This is a genomic window from Nocardia sp. PLKS1-43, from assembly GCF_059510335.1.
In genome coordinates, this window is sequence record NZ_JCAJZQ010000001.1 from 114,447 (window position 1) to 129,250 (window position 14,804).

At 66.6% G+C, this 14,804-nt stretch carries 15 protein-coding genes; 10 read left to right on the top strand and 5 right to left on the bottom strand.

All coding sequences use genetic code 11. The features are described from left to right. Positions 1 to 4 precede the first annotated feature (4 nt). Positions 5 to 1,600 (bottom strand): FAD-binding protein, encoded by a 1,596-nt coding sequence (locus AC5WS7_RS00505; RefSeq protein WP_495952315.1) that lies wholly within the window; start codon positions 1,598 to 1,600, stop codon positions 5 to 7. A 305-nt stretch (positions 1,601 to 1,905) separates the two neighbouring features. On the opposite strand from AC5WS7_RS00505, the gene AC5WS7_RS00510 reads away from it, so the two are divergent. From AC5WS7_RS00510 to AC5WS7_RS00530, 5 genes are all read left to right on the top strand, one after another. Further along, on the top strand, positions 1,906 to 2,907 hold the full coding sequence (locus AC5WS7_RS00510; RefSeq protein ID WP_495952316.1) for a VOC family protein: 1,002 nt from the start codon (positions 1,906 to 1,908) through the stop codon (positions 2,905 to 2,907). After that, on the top strand, positions 2,904 to 3,776 hold the full coding sequence (locus AC5WS7_RS00515; RefSeq protein WP_495952317.1) for an alpha/beta fold hydrolase: 873 nt from the start codon (positions 2,904 to 2,906) through the stop codon (positions 3,774 to 3,776). Before AC5WS7_RS00510 ends, AC5WS7_RS00515 begins: the two co-directional genes overlap by 4 nt. A gap of 67 nt (positions 3,777 to 3,843) precedes the next feature. Continuing rightward, positions 3,844 to 5,025, top strand: a complete 1,182-nt coding sequence (locus AC5WS7_RS00520) for an acyl-CoA dehydrogenase family protein (protein WP_495952318.1) — start codon at positions 3,844 to 3,846, stop codon at positions 5,023 to 5,025. After that, a complete protein-coding gene (locus AC5WS7_RS00525; protein WP_495952319.1) occupies positions 5,025 to 5,537 on the top strand; it encodes a flavin reductase family protein in 513 nt (170 codons plus the stop codon). Before AC5WS7_RS00520 ends, AC5WS7_RS00525 begins: the two co-directional genes overlap by 1 nt. A gap of 18 nt (positions 5,538 to 5,555) precedes the next feature. Continuing rightward, positions 5,556 to 6,302 (top strand): hypothetical protein, encoded by a 747-nt coding sequence (locus tag AC5WS7_RS00530; RefSeq protein ID WP_495952320.1) that lies wholly within the window; start codon positions 5,556 to 5,558, stop codon positions 6,300 to 6,302. Positions 6,303 to 6,310: 8 nt separating this feature from the next. Here the strand turns inward: AC5WS7_RS00530 and AC5WS7_RS00535 are convergent, their stop codons facing one another. After that, complete coding sequence (locus AC5WS7_RS00535; protein WP_495952321.1) at positions 6,311 to 6,934, bottom strand: TetR/AcrR family transcriptional regulator; 624 nt, start codon at positions 6,932 to 6,934, stop codon at positions 6,311 to 6,313. A gap of 45 nt (positions 6,935 to 6,979) precedes the next feature. On the opposite strand from AC5WS7_RS00535, the gene AC5WS7_RS00540 reads away from it, so the two are divergent. Further along, the gene (locus AC5WS7_RS00540) at positions 6,980 to 7,870 is read left to right on the top strand and encodes an SDR family oxidoreductase (RefSeq protein WP_495952322.1); all 891 of its coding nucleotides are present in this window, start codon (positions 6,980 to 6,982) and stop codon (positions 7,868 to 7,870) included. Between the two features lie 22 nt (positions 7,871 to 7,892). Here the strand turns inward: AC5WS7_RS00540 and AC5WS7_RS00545 are convergent, their stop codons facing one another. Genes AC5WS7_RS00545 through AC5WS7_RS00555 form a run of 3 tightly spaced genes read right to left on the bottom strand, consistent with a single transcriptional unit; the run spans position 7,893 to position 10,607 of the window. Then, positions 7,893 to 8,663 carry an SDR family NAD(P)-dependent oxidoreductase gene (locus tag AC5WS7_RS00545; protein ID WP_495952323.1) on the bottom strand — a complete coding sequence of 257 codons (771 nt, stop codon included), beginning with the start codon at positions 8,661 to 8,663 and terminating at the stop codon, positions 7,893 to 7,895. 33 nt (positions 8,664 to 8,696) lie between these two features. Then, the gene (locus tag AC5WS7_RS00550; protein WP_495952324.1) at positions 8,697 to 9,467 is read right to left on the bottom strand and encodes an SDR family NAD(P)-dependent oxidoreductase; all 771 of its coding nucleotides are present in this window, start codon (positions 9,465 to 9,467) and stop codon (positions 8,697 to 8,699) included. A gap of 15 nt (positions 9,468 to 9,482) precedes the next feature. Next, positions 9,483 to 10,607 carry an acyl-CoA dehydrogenase family protein gene (locus AC5WS7_RS00555; protein ID WP_495952325.1) on the bottom strand — a complete coding sequence of 375 codons (1,125 nt, stop codon included), beginning with the start codon at positions 10,605 to 10,607 and terminating at the stop codon, positions 9,483 to 9,485. 716 nt (positions 10,608 to 11,323) lie between these two features. On the opposite strand from AC5WS7_RS00555, the gene AC5WS7_RS00560 reads away from it, so the two are divergent. The 4 genes from AC5WS7_RS00560 (at position 11,324) to AC5WS7_RS00575 (ending at position 14,736) form a co-directional block, all read left to right on the top strand. Then, entirely contained in the window at positions 11,324 to 11,518 is a 195-nt protein-coding gene (locus AC5WS7_RS00560; protein ID WP_495953696.1) for a ferredoxin, read from the top strand. Positions 11,519 to 11,531: 13 nt separating this feature from the next. Next, on the top strand, positions 11,532 to 12,881 hold the full coding sequence (locus tag AC5WS7_RS00565) for a cytochrome P450 (protein WP_495952326.1): 1,350 nt from the start codon (positions 11,532 to 11,534) through the stop codon (positions 12,879 to 12,881). Positions 12,882 to 12,934: 53 nt separating this feature from the next. Continuing rightward, complete coding sequence (locus AC5WS7_RS00570) at positions 12,935 to 13,570, top strand: TetR/AcrR family transcriptional regulator (RefSeq protein ID WP_495952327.1); 636 nt, start codon at positions 12,935 to 12,937, stop codon at positions 13,568 to 13,570. A gap of 578 nt (positions 13,571 to 14,148) precedes the next feature. Continuing rightward, on the top strand, positions 14,149 to 14,736 hold the full coding sequence (locus AC5WS7_RS00575; RefSeq protein WP_495952328.1) for a hotdog domain-containing protein: 588 nt from the start codon (positions 14,149 to 14,151) through the stop codon (positions 14,734 to 14,736). Positions 14,737 to 14,804 lie beyond the last annotated feature (68 nt).

Here is a 14,804-nt window from a genome sequence, read left to right on the forward strand (position 1 = left end):
TTGTCTACTCTCCAGCGATGTCGAGAACTGCGCGGTAAGAGAACACGAGACTCGAGCCGATCGGCGTGCCCGCGCCGGGGTAGACCCCGCCGGACATCGCGGCCATGGTGTTACCGGAGGCGTAGAGACCGGGGATGGCCTCGCCGCTGTCGCGCAGCACGCGGGAGTTCTCGTCGGTGACCAGACCGCCCTTGGTGCCGATATCGGACAGCGTGATCGTGGCCACGTAGTAGGGCGGGGTGTCCATCGGCGGCAGCAGCGGGTTCGCCGCGTCGGTGTTCGGGCCGGTGATGTAGTTCATCGGCTGGCCGGCGGGGAAGCCGACGACGTTGGCGTGCAACCCGTCCCAGGGGCCCTCGCCGCGATGGAACTTCTCGTCGAGGCCCTTGGCCGCGGCGTCGTTGTACTCCTCGACCGTCTTGCGCAGGTTCTCGAGCGGGACCCCGATCAGCTCGGCGACCTCTTCGAGGGTGTCGGCCTTGCACAGCGCGCCCGACTCGAACCATTCCGCCCGCGGCGCCAGGGTCGGGTCGCCGCCGAAGCTGTCCCGGTCGAGCTGGCGCTGATCGAACACCCAGTGGGCGGGGAAGTGCGAGATACCGGTTTCCTTGTGCAGGCGCACCATCTCGTGCCCGGCCCGGTCGTAGGGGAGCGACTCGTTCATGAAGCGCTCGCCGGCGGCGTTGACCCAGAAACCGCCGCGCAGGCCGGTGTGGAAGACGGGCTGACCGTTGGGCTGGACGATGCCGGGCACGAACCACGCCTGGTCGAGCAGAGCGGTGTCCGCGCCGATCGCGATGGCCGCCTGCAGCGCGTCGCCGGTGTTGCCGGGCGCGCCGTTGGACCAGTCGCCGTTGTATGGGGCCACGCCGTACTTCTCGCGCAGTTCGCTGTTGCGCTCGAAACCGCCGGCGCCCAGGATCACCCCGCGCGAGGCGCGGATGCGCACCTGTTCACCGCCGCGCACGGCCTCCACGCCGACCACCCGGCCGTCCTCGACGATCAGACCCTGCACCGCGGTCTCGAGCACATAGGAGCCGTTGCCGGTGTTCAGGAACGCGCGCAGCGCGCGGGCGATGAACGCGCGTCCGCCGGTGAGCACCTCGTTGCGCTCGCGGCCGTGGCGTTCGACGTAGATGTTGTCGCGGATCAGCCCGGCGAGTTCACCGAGTTCGGCGGCCGGGATGTCGACCGGGAAGATGGTGCGGCCCTCGTCGGTCGCGCCCGGACGTCCGAAGAAGTAGTCGGGCACCGGACCGTAGTCGAACGGCCCGAACGACGGGTTCGCCTCGAGCTCGTCGACCAGCTGCGGCGCGGTGGCCAGGTAGGCGTCCTGCAGCGCCTCGCGCGAGGGGTCGGCGATGATGTCGCGCAGGTAGGTCCGGGCGGGTTCGACATCGTCGCTCACCCCGGCGCGGCGCAGCGGCGCGCTGCCCGGAAACCACAGGCCCGCACCGGAATACGCCACGGTGCCGCCGATGCGGTCGGTCTTCTCCACGACCAGGGTGCGCAGCCCGCGGGACGCGGCGGCATACGCGCCGACCAACACTCCTCCGGATCCGACGACGATGACGTCGTAGGTTTCCTCGACAGCGGACATGACCATCTCCTTTGATTTTCACGGCTCGGATGCGGCACGGCGGGCTCGGATGCGGCACAGCGGATGGGAACCACACGGCGAACTGCGTCGGCAGTCCGGAATTCGAGAAAGTCTCGCGGGGGCGTGCGCGCCGCCGTGAGCGCGTTTCCGCTCAGCGGGAGAAGATGCCGTTGCGGCGTTGCCGGGCAGCGGAGTTCGCGTCGGCGGCAGCGCCCTTCCGGTGTGTGGAAAGTCCCGGGTGTGGTGTTCTGCGGGTGCCCAGACTTGCGTGCCAGCACGCATTGCCGATTCGAAGGAGAACTCGCATGGCCGGTTCCCGCGACTACGATCCGGGCCCACAGATCGCCCACGCCGCAGGTATCAACCTCGGCACCCCGGATCTCGAGCGCTCGCTGAAGTTCTACCGTGACCTGCTGGGCATGGAGGTCACCGCGCAGTCCGACGGTGTCGCCTACCTGCGTGGCTACCAGGAGCTCACGCACCACTCGCTGGTTCTGACCGAGCAGTCGCAGGCGCAGGTCAACACCTACAGTTTCCGGGTTCGTCGTCCCGAGGACGTGGAGCTGTTCCACCAGCAGCTGACCGAGTCCGATGTCGAGGTTCTCGAGCTGCCTTCGGGGCATGAGACCGGTCGTGGCACCGCGATCCGGTTCCTGATCCCAGGGGGCGAGCACCCGATCGAGCTGTACTACGACATCGACAAGCCGCTCGCGCCCGAAGAGCTGCGTTCGAAGCTGCCGACCAACAGCTCGCGTCGTCGTGGCTGGGGTGTGCGTCGTCTGGATCACCTGAATGTGCAGACCAGCCCGATGACCGTGAACAAGGCCGAGGGCTGGCTGCAGGAGGCGCTGGGCTTCAAGCGTCGCGAGTTCGTCATGGTCCCGAATGCCCCGCAGACGGTGATGGCCTCGTGGCTGTCGGTGACGCACCAGTCGCACGACATCGCGATCGGTATCAGCCCCGATGAGACGAACGGCCGCTTCCATCACGTGGCGTTCAACATCGAGAACTACTCGGACATCTTGCGGATCGCCGACGAGATCAAGGACCTGGACATCGAGTTCGGCGCCGGCCCCGGTAAGCACGGGATCGGCCAGGCGATGTACCTGTACATCCACGACCCGGGCTCGGGCCTGCGCGTGGAGCTGTACTCCGGCGGTTACGACATCATGGATCCGGACTTCGCCGAGATCGAGTGGAAGCTGCCCGAGGTGGAGTACGGCCAGACCTGGTACGGCAACCTGCTCGACGTCGGCCCGGGTGCGAAGTTCCTCGAGACGTCCCCGTCGGCGGGGCTGAAGGTATGACCGCCGCCGAGGAGTACACCTACGAGGCGACTCGGCGCACCATCGACATCGATGGTGTGCAGGTCGCCTACCACGAGGCCGGCGAGGGCGAGCCCCTCGTCCTGCTGCACGGGTCGGGTCTGGGTGTGAGCGCGTGGGCGAATTTCAGCGCGAACCTGCCTGTCTTCGCCAAGCGCTTCCGGGTCGTCATGCCCGATCTCCCCGGATTCGGCGGCACACCGCTGCCGGAGATGAAGGAGATGTACTTCGTCACCGCCGCGAAGTTGATCGCGCGGCTGATGGACGAACTGGGCATCGAGTCCGCGGGCGTCATCGGCAACTCCATGGGCGGCGCGGTCGGCGCCGAACTGGCGGACCTGTATCCGGACCGGGTGCGGCGTTTGGTCAGCATGGGTGGCGCCGGGCTGTCGGTCGCGACGTTCGCGCCCGAACCCAGCGAGGGCTTCAAGCACCTGTTCGGCTTCCTGCGTGAACCCACGCGGGAGAACATGGTCGAATGGCTCGAGGTGATGGTCTACGACCACAGCCTGCTCACCGACGAACTGATCGACCAGCGCATGAGCAACGCGTTCGCTGACGGTGCGATGGACAGGGCCAGAGCGGTTTTCGGTTCGCTGGCGAATCCGGAGCTGCGGGCGACCTACACCCCGCTGTGGACCAAGGCCTCGAGCTTCAAGACCCCGACTCTCATCCTCTGGGGTCGCGACGATCGCATGCTGCCTTACGACGGAGCGCATTTCGCGAACCGGATGGTTCCGGAGATCGAACTGCACACCTTCGCCAACTGTGGGCACTGGGTGCAGATCGAGCGCAAGATCGAATTCGAGCGCATCGCAACCGAATTCCTCACTCGAGACAGCGCGGTGTGAGTTTTGTGTTTCGTGCCCGCCGGACCGGCGGGCATTACAACTATTCAGCATGTGGGAGGTGTGTTGCGTGGCACATGAAGTAGTCGAGCGCATCGAGAAGCTGGGCCCGGAGTTCACCGCCCTGGCGCAGGAGAACGAGACGCTGGGCAAGCTCTCGGACAAGACCGCGGAGCTGATGCGGTCGGCCGGGGTAATCCGCCTGTTGCAGCCCAGGGAGTACGGCGGATATGCCGCGCATCCAAGGGATTTCGCCGAGGCCGTGATGGCCCTGGCCCGGTACGACGGCGCCGCCGGGTGGGTCGCGGGCGTGGTCGGCGTGCATCCGTGGGAACTGGCGCAGATGGATCCCCGTGTGGCACAGGATGTCTGGGGTCAGAACCCGGACACCTGGATCGCCTCGCCGTACATGCCGAACGGCATCGCCGATCCGGTGGACGGCGGCTACACCCTCTCCGGTCGCTGGCCGTTCTCCTCGGGTTCGGACCACTGCGACTGGAATTTTCTGGGCGCGCTGGCCGGTGACGGCAAGGGCAAGCCCGCGCAGCCGCCCGGGGTGCTGCACGTGCTGGTGCCGCGCTCGGACGCGCCGATCATGCCGGATACCTGGGATGTCATCGGCCTGTGCGGGACCGGCAGCAAGGACGTCGTGGTCGAGAACGCGTTCCTGCCCGAGTATCGCACGGTCAATCAGACCGATGTGCAATTCGGCACTGCCGCAGCGCGTTTCGGCCGGACCGAGACGCTGTATCAGCTGCCCTTCACCTCGATGTTCCCGCTCGGCATCACCTCCGCGGTGATCGGCATCTGCGAGGGCGGGCTGGCACTGCACCTGGCACAGCAGCGCGATCGCGTCGCGGTGACCGGTGTGCAGGTCAAGGACGATCCGTATGTGCTGTTCGCCGCCGGCGAGGCCGCCGCGGAGATTCAGGCGTCGCGGATGCAGCTGATCGACGGCATCAGCGCGCTCTACGACAAGATGGAAGCCGGTGTCGAGCTCACCATCGAGGATCGATCCCTGGTGCGGCGCAACCAGGTTCGTTGTGCGTGGCGAGCGGTCGCGGCGCTGGACGAGATCTTCGCCCGCTCCGGCGGCAACGCGCCGCGGCGGGACAATCCGCTGCAGCGGTTCTGGCGCGATGCTCACGTGGGACTGGCGCACATGATCCACGTACCGGGCGTGGCCTACCACGCCAATTCCCTGACGGCGATGGGATTGGAACTGCCGCCCTCGATGCAGGTGCTGATCTGATGATCGAGGGGCGGTACTTCAGGGACGTGCTGGGCCACTTTCCCACCAGCGTCGTCGCGATCACCACCACGGATGCCGATGCGCGCCCGCGGGCGATGGTGGTGGGCACCTTCACCTCCGTCTCCCTCGACCCGCCGCTGGTGTCCTTCCTGGTGGACCGCTCCTCGTCCACGCTGCCCTCGATCCTGGCGGCCGGCCGGTTCTGCGCCGGTGTGCTCGCCGGTGATCAGGAACCGTTGTCCCGCAAGCTGTCCGGGCCCGCTGGCGACCGTTTCGACGGAGTGTCCTGGCGGCCCTCGGAATTGGGGAATCCGATTCTGGACGGGGTGGTGGCATGGGTGGACTGCCTGGTGGAGCGGGACGTGGAACTGGGCGATCACTATCTGATCGTGGGGCGGGTCCACGAACTGCGGGCGGAGTCGATCAAAACTCCGCTGTTGTTCTTCCGCGGTGGTTACGGCGATTACCTCGCCACCGCGACAGTTGTGCTGGACCGGATGGTCGGCTGGTAGATCGAAGGAGATCTATTCGTGAACAGGGACACCTATTTCCGATTGCAGCGCATTTCCGCCTGGGTCGGCTATCTGCTTCTGGTGGCATTCGTCGTCGCCTATGCCATCGGCGGAATTCTCACCCCAATGGATCCGAATCTGGATCCGGAGAAGGTGCGGCAGTTCATCATCGACCACCGGACCGGAATTCTGCTGGCGACCACCATCATGGTGCTGGCCGTACCGTTCGAATATCCGTACGTCGTGGTGACGAGCCTGCAATTGCGGCGGATCGAGGGCGGCTGGGGCATCTTGTCGATGAATCAGCTGCTGACCGGCGTCGTCGCGCCGATCGGCTTCTTCTTCCCCATGGCGATTCTCTCGGCCGCGGCCTGGCGTCCGCAGGCGCATTCGGTCGACACGCTCACGGCGCTGAACGACATCTTCTGGCTGATGCTCGTCGGCAATGCCTGCATCTTCGTTCTGCAGGTGTGGACGATCGGGTACGGGGCGTTGATCGACAAGCGCGAGAAGAGGGTGTTCCCGCGCTGGTACGGCTGGCTCAGTGTGGTGCTGGGGATCCTGCTGATCCCGGGCGCGTTCGTCTTCCTCACCAAATCCGGCCCGTTCGCGTGGAACGGCCTGCTGGCCAACACGCTTCCGACGGCCGCGTATTTCGTGTGGAAGATCGCGACGCCGACGCTGCTGCTGCGGGCGATCAAATCCGAGCGGGCCGAACTCGCCGACGGAACCGCGACCGTGCAGCCGATCGCTCTGGCGAGCTGATACGTCGCTCAGCTGTTCAGCCGTCGCGCCGCGTGATGTCGAGTCCGCGGTGCGGCGGCCGCGGCATGCGTCGGGGAGGTGCGGGTGAAGGCGGCGTCGAAGATGTCCCGGGCATGACGCGCGGTGTCCGCGCGATCCTGCGGGTCGGATTTCGCGATCATGGTCGCGAGCATCGCGACCGCGACCATCGCGTGATCGGTGGAAAGGTGGGTTCCCAGGCTCCCGGCGGACTGCTCCCGCTCGACGATCAGCGCGATCGTGGCGCGGGTCCGATCGCCCAGCAGGGTGACGCGCGGATCATCGCGGTTGGAGTTCATCAGCTCGGTCAGCGCCGCCGAACCCAGTGCCTGTTCGGTCACCCGGTCGAACAGATGCGCGAGGGTGGTTTCCGGTTGTACCGCAAGCGATTCCAGCTCCTGGATACTCGGCTCGAAGACCGCGGCGGCCAGGGCTATCCGGTCGCTGAAATGGCGGTACATACTGCCCTGCCCGACACCGGCCCGGCGTGCGATCTCCTTCATGGGGGCGGTGTAGCCCAACTCGGCGAAGACCTCACGCGCGGCGTCGATGAGGGCCTGCCGATTGGCGGGCCCGGCACTGGGTCCGCGATTTGCTTTCGGAGATTGCGGCATGCGTGTAGCGTAGTACCGGACAGCGGTGTCCGGTATGGAGGTGTCATGAACCACAGCAGCTACGAACTCCAGAACACGACGCTGGGCGTTGTCACGGGTGTCGGCGGCACACTCGGTGCGGCCTGCGCCCGCCAGCTGGTCGATCACGTCGACCGGCTGCTGCTGGTGGACCGGGATTCGCATGCGGCCGCCGCGGCGGCGCGCGAACTCGTGCACGACGCCGGTGTCGCCGCCGAACCGTTCACCCTCGACGTCACCGACGCGGACGGCCCCGAACGGCTGGCCGCGCGAATTCGCCGACTCGGCACCCTGCGCGCGTTCGCACACATGGATTTCTGTACACCGTCGATGGCTACCGCCGATCGGCTGCTCACCGACCTGTCCGCCACCGCCCGGCTCGCCGAAGCGCTGCGGCCGTTGGCCGGCAACGGGACCGCCACCGTGGTGCTCTCGGCCATGTCGCCGATGCTGGACCCGAACGTCCCGGATCCGGCCGCGCTGGCGGTGCTCGACGATCCGCTGGACCCGCGATTCGCGGAGCGGATGCGCGAGGTCCTGGGCGCGACCATCGATATTCCGGCGGCGGCGTCCACCTGGGCCAATCGCGGCATACACCGTTTCGTGCGCCGGGAGTCGGTGCGCCTGGGGGCGGTCGGTGCGCGGATCTGCTCGGTGTCCCAGGGGATCATCGACATGCCATCGATGCAGATGGAGTCCGCGGAGTTCCCGATCATCGATCGAATCGTGCGCACGACGCCGCTGGGGCGGATGGGGCACGCGGAGGAGGTGGCCGCGGTGGTCACGTTCGCGCTGTCCGAGCAGGCGAGTTTCCTGAACGGGATCGATCTGCTGGTCGACGGCGGTGCGTGCGCCGCCGCCGATATCAGCCCGGTCCACACTCCGGCCGCGACGCGGACCGCGGTGCTGGCGGGCTGAAGCCGCCGGGCACGCGAACTCGTCACGCCGAGAGTGCGAAACCGCCTGTGACCCTGAGTGTTTCACCGGTGACGAAGGCGGATTTCGAGGACGCGAGATACAGCAGCGCCTCGACGATGTCGTCCTCGCTGCCTGCGCGCGCCAGAATCTGCTGGCCCAGAACGCGTTTCAGATCGGCCTCGGGGAGCTGCTCGCGGACGGTGTCGGTGAGGATCAGCCCCGGAGCGATCGCGTTGACGCGGATGCCGTCCGGGGCGAACTCGCGAGCGAAGGACATGGTCAGACCGCGCACGGCGAGTTTGGAGACGCCGTAGACGGTGTGGTTGGCGTAGGCGGCCGAGGAAGAGATATTCACGATCGCCGCGCCGGGCCGGCCGGTCATCAGCGGATGCGCGGCCATCGTGCACACCACCGTGCCCAGGACGTTGACGTCGAAGACCCGCCGGACCGTGGGCAGGCCCAGTTCGGTGAACGGCCGGTTGTAGGCCGCGTGCAGTCCGGCATTGTTGACCAGGATGTCCAGCCCGCCGTGGCGCGCGGCGACCGCGTCCATCGCGGCGGCGACGCCGGATTCGTCCGCGACATCGCAGGCCAGTCCGATGACGTCCGCGCCGTTCGCGGACAGTTCCGCGGCGGCCGACGCGGCGGCCTCGCCGTCGATGTCCGCCAGCACGACCCGGGCACCGCGCTGGGACAGGGCCGCGCCGAAGGCCTTGCCGAATCCTCGGCCGCCGCCCGTGATGAAGGCGACCTTGCCCTGGAATTCGCTGTCCTGGAATTCGTTGTCTGCCATGGGATTACTCCACTTACTCTCGTACGTACCGGATCAGCGCGGGCCGAATCGCTGGCCCGCGTCCAGGCGCAGGCACTGACCGTTCAACATGGGGTTGTCGATGACGGCGAGGGCGAGCTTCGCGTACTCATCCGGTCGTCCCAGCCGGTGCGGGAACGCGGCGTCCTTCACCAGCGTGCTCTTGGTCTCGTCCGGAATCTTCTGTGTCGCACCGGTTTCGAACAGGCTGGGCGCGATGGCCACCACACGGATGCCGCGCGAGCCGAGATCGCGAGCCATGGTGAGTGACATCCCCGCGATGGCGGCCTTCGCCGCGGAATACGCGACCTGGCCGATCTGGCCCTCGAACGCGGCGATGGAGGAGGTGTTGATGATGACGCCGCGCTCCCCGGTGTCCTCGGGATCCTCGGGCTCGTTGTTGTTCATGTGCACCGCGGCCAGCCGGCTGATGTTGAAGGTGGCCACGGCGTTGAGGTCCAGGATCCGGCGGAAGGCCGTCAGATCGTGCGGACCCTGCTTGCCGAGGGTGCGCTGCACGCTGCCGCCGCCCGCGGTCGTGACGGAGATATGCAGTCCGCCAAGGGCTTCGACGGCTCCCGCGAGCACTTGCTCGGTGCCCTCGAAATCGGTCACGTCGACCTCGTGGAAGCTGCCGCCGATCGCCGCCGCGATATCGGCTCCCGCCGAGCCCGGCCGATCGAGCACCGCGACGCTCGCCCCGCGGGCGGCCAGCAGTTCCGCGGTGGCCCGGCCCATGCCCGACGCCCCGCCGAACACCACGGCCTTCTTGTCTTTGATCTCCATCGAATCCCTTTCGCGCTACAGAGAGGTCACGACCTGCTGCAGCAATGTGCACAGGCGGTCGCGGTGGACGTCCACATCGCCGTACAACACGCCGTCGGTCTTGGCGCGGCGGATATAGAGGTGCAGGTCGTGTTCCCAGGTGAACCCGATGCCGCCGTGCAGTTGCAGCGCCGTGTCCGCGACGTCGGCGGCCCCGCCGGAGGTGTAGGACGCGGCGACACATGCCGCCCGGGCGCTGTCGTCCGCCCCGGCGTCGGCGGCCATGGCCGCGTAGTAGGTGGCGGCGCGGGAACCGTGTACGAGCAGCGCCATATCGGTGCACCCGTGTTTGACCGCCTGGAAGCTGCCGATCGGCCGGTCGAATTGCACACGGACACCGGTGTATTCGACGGTGAGGTCGAGCATGCGCTGCATGGCGCCCAGGGCGTCGGCGCAACACAGGACGGTCGCGTAGTCGAGCAGGCGTTGCACCTCGTCCGGTCCGCCCGTGAGGCGACGGTCCGCCGGGACGCGCACGTTGTCGAAGCGAACCTCGTAAAACGCGCGGGTCGGATCGAGGGCGTGTTCGCGCCGCACCGCCAGCCCGGGGGAGTGCCGGTCGACCAGGAAGGATCCGGGTACGCCGTCGTCGATCGCAGTGACCAGCAGCCAGCGCGCGCCGCCGGCGTCCTGCACCGCGGTCTTGACGCCGTCGAGGACGACCTCTTCGCTGTCCGTGCGGGCGCTGGTCCGGATTCCATCGAGCGTCCAGGGAGTGTCCCGCTCGCCGAAAGCCCAAGTGGCCCAGCTTGATCCGCTCGCCAGTTCGGTACAGACGGGTTCACGCAGGTGTGCCGGACCGCTCGCGGCCACGGCGGCCCCGACGATCGCGGTCGACAGGAACGGTCCGCGAGCCAGCGCTCGACCGGCCTCCTCGGCGACGAGGGCGAGTTCGATCAACCCCTGGCCCGCGCCGCCGTACTGCTCGGGAAGGGCGAGACCGGGCCAGCCGAGTTCGGCTGCCGATCGCCACAACTCCGGATCCACGTCCTGCTCGCTGTCGAGCAGGCTCCGCACGACGCCGATCGGGGCCCGGTCGGATAGTAGGTCGCGCGAGATCTCACGCAGCATCGCCTGCTCTTCGCTGAGCTCGAAGTTCACCGGTCACCACCTGTGTCCGCAGTAGGTCGTTGTGTAGATGAAGGTATACTGTTTTATCGAGTCAGTCGAGCAGGATCTGCGGTAATGCTGGATATGGTTCCAGTTTGTCGATAAAGAGTGCGATAAATTAGGCCGACATCGTTCCGATGGAATCGCTGCACCGGCGGATCTCGGATCGCGAGCGTCCAGGCCGGGGGCGTGGCTGGTGGACAGCGCGGGAGTGCGTCCGGTCATGGCCGAATCGCGCGGAGGCCGCTGCCGCGATCCGGCGGTGGGATTGAGTGAGTCGGGGCGCAACAGGTTCTGTGCCGGAAGTCGAACAGCCCGTCGGGCATGCCTGCGGCATCCTTCGAGAAGCAAGAGCGGTACGTCGGAGCATCGCAACTCTTGTCCTTTTCATCTCTAAGGCTTTAGAGTCTCATGTACGCCAGATCACATGGGTGACTTGGTTCATGGACTTGCGCGACAGCGAGACGGCCATGAGCCGCGGAGCGCCGACAGGGCATTCGCCGTCCGAACAGTCCTGGCCGGACAGGGTGTTCCGGATGGACTCCGCCGACGCTTGTCCGAGTCGGTGACCACCCGTTGGGAGTGGCATTTCCGGCCCGCCGCCAACGGCCCGTACGCGCGCGGGGTGCCGGTCCGGATGTGTGGTGACCACAAGCCACACACCCGGGGCGCAGCGAATTCATGAAACACGATGAAAGGCAATGGTTGTGGAAGTTCACGTGGACGCCGAGCGCTGTCAGGGGCACACCCTGTGCGCGATGATGGCCCCGAAGGTCTTCGTACTCAGCGATATCGACGGTCATTCGTCGGCGGTGAGCGGAGAAGTTCCCGCCGATCAGGGGGAGAACGTGCGCGAAGCCGTGCACTCCTGCCCTGAACGAGCCATCTCCATCACCGAATAGGTTGAACGGGACAATGACTACCGAGAACGCTACGCACCGCCGGCCGGTCTACCAGTTCGACCGGCACACGCCGCAGTATCGCGAGCAATTCGGCGAGGTGACCGCAGAGATGCAGAACGAATGCCCTGTCGCCTGGTCGGATACCTACGACGGGCACTGGGTTGCCGCGGGCAATCGGGAGGTGTTCGAGCTGGCCCGTTGCCCGTTTGTCTCCAACGACCGGGATCCGGAAGGGGTTCGGCGCGGTTACGCGGGTATTTCCATTCCAGCGCCGAACGCACCGGGGATGGGACGCTCGGGGATTCTGGAGATGGATGGGCCCGAGCAGAAGGATCTGCGAGGCGCGCTGAACCCGTATCTGTCCCCGGCCGCGGTGCAGCGCTGGATTCCGTTCGTGGACGAGGTGGTCCGCGCCGCCATCGACGAGCGAATCGAGACCGGCAGCATCGACTTCGTCGACGAGTTGGCCAATATCGTTCCCGCGGTGCTAACGCTGGGGATGATGGGTATCCCGATCGTCAACTGGACCATCTACAACGAGCCCGCACACGCCTCGGTCTACACTCCGCCGAACTCACCCGATCAGGCTCGCATCCACCAGATGCGCCTGGCTATGCGCGCGGACTTGATGACCAATTATCAGGAGATCAAGGCCAACCCGCGACCGGGTTTGATCGATGCGGTGGCCCGATCGGTCCTGCTGGGGGAACCGATCTCAGACGACGATGCAATGGGTATGCTGGCTCTGCTCATCGGGGGTGGTTTCGATACCACCACCGCGCTGACCGCGCATGCGCTCGAGTGGTTGTCGGAGAACCCGGAGCAGCGTGAATTGCTCAGCCATGAGCGCGATCTCATGCTCGACTCGGCGACCGAGGAGTTCCTGCGTTACTTCACCCCGACGCCCGGTGACGGGCGCACCTTCACCGAAGACTGTGAGGTGGGCGGCACACAGTTCAAAGAAGGTGAGCGGCTGTGGCTTTCGTGGGCCATGGCCAACCGGGATCCGCAGGTGTTCGAGAGCCCGAACGAGATCGATCTGGAACGCCGCGGCAACCGGCACTACAGCTTCGGCCTGGGCGTGCACCGCTGTGTCGGATCGAATATGGCGCGCATGGTGTTCAAGCGGATGCTGGTGGCGGTACTCGATCGGATGCCGGACTATCGCTGCGATCCGGAAGGCGCGGTGCACTACGACACCATCGGTGTCATACAGGGTATGAAGAACCTGCCCGCGACGTTCACGCCGGGACCGCGGCTGGGTCCGGGCCTGGATGAGACTTTGCGGCAACTGCAGCTGATGTGCGACGAGCAGGGCCTGGCTGAACCGATCACCGCGGCCCGGGACCGCGGTGAGAGCTGAGGTGAGACCTTTCTGAAGGCAGCGGGCGGCGGCCTACTAGATTGGCCGGGAGTATGCGCAGGAAACCTGACTCCGTCAGTCGCCGCCGCCAGCTGTGCGATGCGGCGATCGAGCTGTTGGCAGACGAGGGCCCGAAGGGTTTGAGCCATCCCAGGGTCGACCTTCGGGCCGACGTGCCCAAGGGGACCACGTCCTTTTATTTCCGCACCCGGGAGGCGCTGTTACTCGGCCTTGCCGAGCGGTTGGCCGAGCTGGATCTGGCCGATCTGCGATTTGTCGCCTGTCCCGAGTCCGGCGATGCGAACCCTGGGTCGGTTTCCAGACTGGCGGTCGCCGTCACTCGAGCGGTGACAGGGGATGGGTTGATCCGGACCAAGGCGCGGCTGGCGTTGATGCTGCAGGCAGAACGCCGGTCCGCGTTGGCGGAAGTCTTCCAGCGCAACTCGCAGATCTATGCCGAGTTGCGTCGGGAAATCGTCGTGCAGTCGATACCGCCCGGCGAACGGATGGATCCCAGCGTCGTCGCTGATCTGACCTTCGCGGTCTTGAACTTCATCAGCGGCTACTTCACACGGGTTGCCAGCAACGAGTCGACGATACGCAGTGCCGAAGAACTGGACCAGATCCTGACCGGCATTACCAACGGTGTAGCGGCCCGGTCGCAGCGATCGGTGGGCAAGGCCGACTGACGACTACCGGTGCGACTTCGGCAGGGCATCGAAATCTGCTGCAACAGTGGCTCTTTCGGCGAGTAGGCCACTGCCTCTGAACGGTAGTCGGAACACTCTTGATGCGGTGTGTCGCCGACCGGCCGAGACGATTCCGCTCAGCGGGAGAAATCGGGTGTGGTTCTCGCGCAATCCGTCGAGTGTCCAGGGGGAGGGTAGCTCGCTCGCCGACGGCCACGGCGGCCCCGACGATCGCGGTCGACAGGAACGGTCCGCGAGCGACCGCTCGACCGCCGTAGTCGTTGTGTAGATGAAGGTATACTGTTTTGCGGAACCAGTCGAGCTGAATCTGCGGTAACCGCGAGATATAGTGCGAGTATGCCAAGAAAGAGTGCAATAAATAAGGCCGAGGGCGGTTCGGCTGACTCGATCCGCGGCCACCCGCGGCGCATCCGATCCGGGATCGCGGGCGCTCCCGGCTCCGGTCGGGGCCGGTGGATCGCGCGGGGTCGGGTCCGATGACCGCCGAATTGCGCGGTGGGCGCCGTCACGATCCGTCGGTGGGACTGAGCGAGCCTGGGTCGCAACAGGTTCCGCGCGTGGAGTACTGGGCTGAACCGGACCGGAACGGCCCGGCCGGATATGGCGTGATGGTCGCCGAACTGCGCGCGTTCCTGGACCACATCGCGGCGGCGCGGCCCGACGCGGAGACGATCGCGGAGCTGTCCGCGGATTTGCGCGCCTGGCGCGAGCGGCTGGCCCCGACGGCGGTGCCGGAAGTCGACCAGTGCTTCGGGCACGCCTACGACCTGCTGGGGCGCGGGCAGACCATGTCGCCGGCCCTGCGGGTTGTTCGCGCCGATCGCTCGACGGTCGAGGGGACGGTGATCTTCGGCCGGTATTACCTGGGCGGGAACGGTGCGGCGCACGGCGGTGCGATCCCGCTGCTGTTCGACGAGATCATGGGCAGACTGGCCAATACCGCGGGGCGCATCCTGTCCCGCACCGCCTATCTGCACACCGACTACCGGTCGATCACGCCGGTCGGGGTGGAACTGGGCGTGCGGGCATGGTTCGACTCCGAGGAGGGCCGCAAGCGGGTGGTCCGGGCGGAGTTGCGCAACGGCGATGTGCTGTGTGCCGAGGCGCACGGCCTGTTCATCGCACTGAATCCCGGTCAGCCCTGAGTCCGGAGTCCTTGTCGGACTCCGGGGTGTGTGCAATAGTAATTACACTGCATTAGATTTGCTCGATC

Bases quoted from the DNA above. Each gene is read 5' to 3' on its own strand.
- AC5WS7_RS00525 (WP_495952319.1), top strand. From the start codon at position 5,025: ATGATCGAGGGGCGGTACTTCAGGGACGTGCTGGGCCACTTTCCCACC.
- AC5WS7_RS00535 (WP_495952321.1), bottom strand. From the start codon at position 6,934: ATGCCGCAATCTCCGAAAGCAAATCGCGGACCCAGTGCCGGGCCCGCC.
- AC5WS7_RS00540 (WP_495952322.1), top strand. From the start codon at position 6,980: ATGAACCACAGCAGCTACGAACTCCAGAACACGACGCTGGGCGTTGTC.
- AC5WS7_RS00510 (WP_495952316.1), top strand. From the start codon at position 1,906: ATGGCCGGTTCCCGCGACTACGATCCGGGCCCACAGATCGCCCACGCC.
- AC5WS7_RS00570 (WP_495952327.1), top strand. From the start codon at position 12,935: ATGCGCAGGAAACCTGACTCCGTCAGTCGCCGCCGCCAGCTGTGCGAT.
- AC5WS7_RS00515 (WP_495952317.1), top strand. From the start codon at position 2,904: ATGACCGCCGCCGAGGAGTACACCTACGAGGCGACTCGGCGCACCATC.
- AC5WS7_RS00565 (WP_495952326.1), top strand. From the start codon at position 11,532: ATGACTACCGAGAACGCTACGCACCGCCGGCCGGTCTACCAGTTCGAC.
- AC5WS7_RS00505 (WP_495952315.1), bottom strand. From the start codon at position 1,600: ATGTCCGCTGTCGAGGAAACCTACGACGTCATCGTCGTCGGATCCGGA.
- AC5WS7_RS00545 (WP_495952323.1), bottom strand. From the start codon at position 8,663: ATGGCAGACAACGAATTCCAGGACAGCGAATTCCAGGGCAAGGTCGCC.
- AC5WS7_RS00550 (WP_495952324.1), bottom strand. From the start codon at position 9,467: ATGGAGATCAAAGACAAGAAGGCCGTGGTGTTCGGCGGGGCGTCGGGC.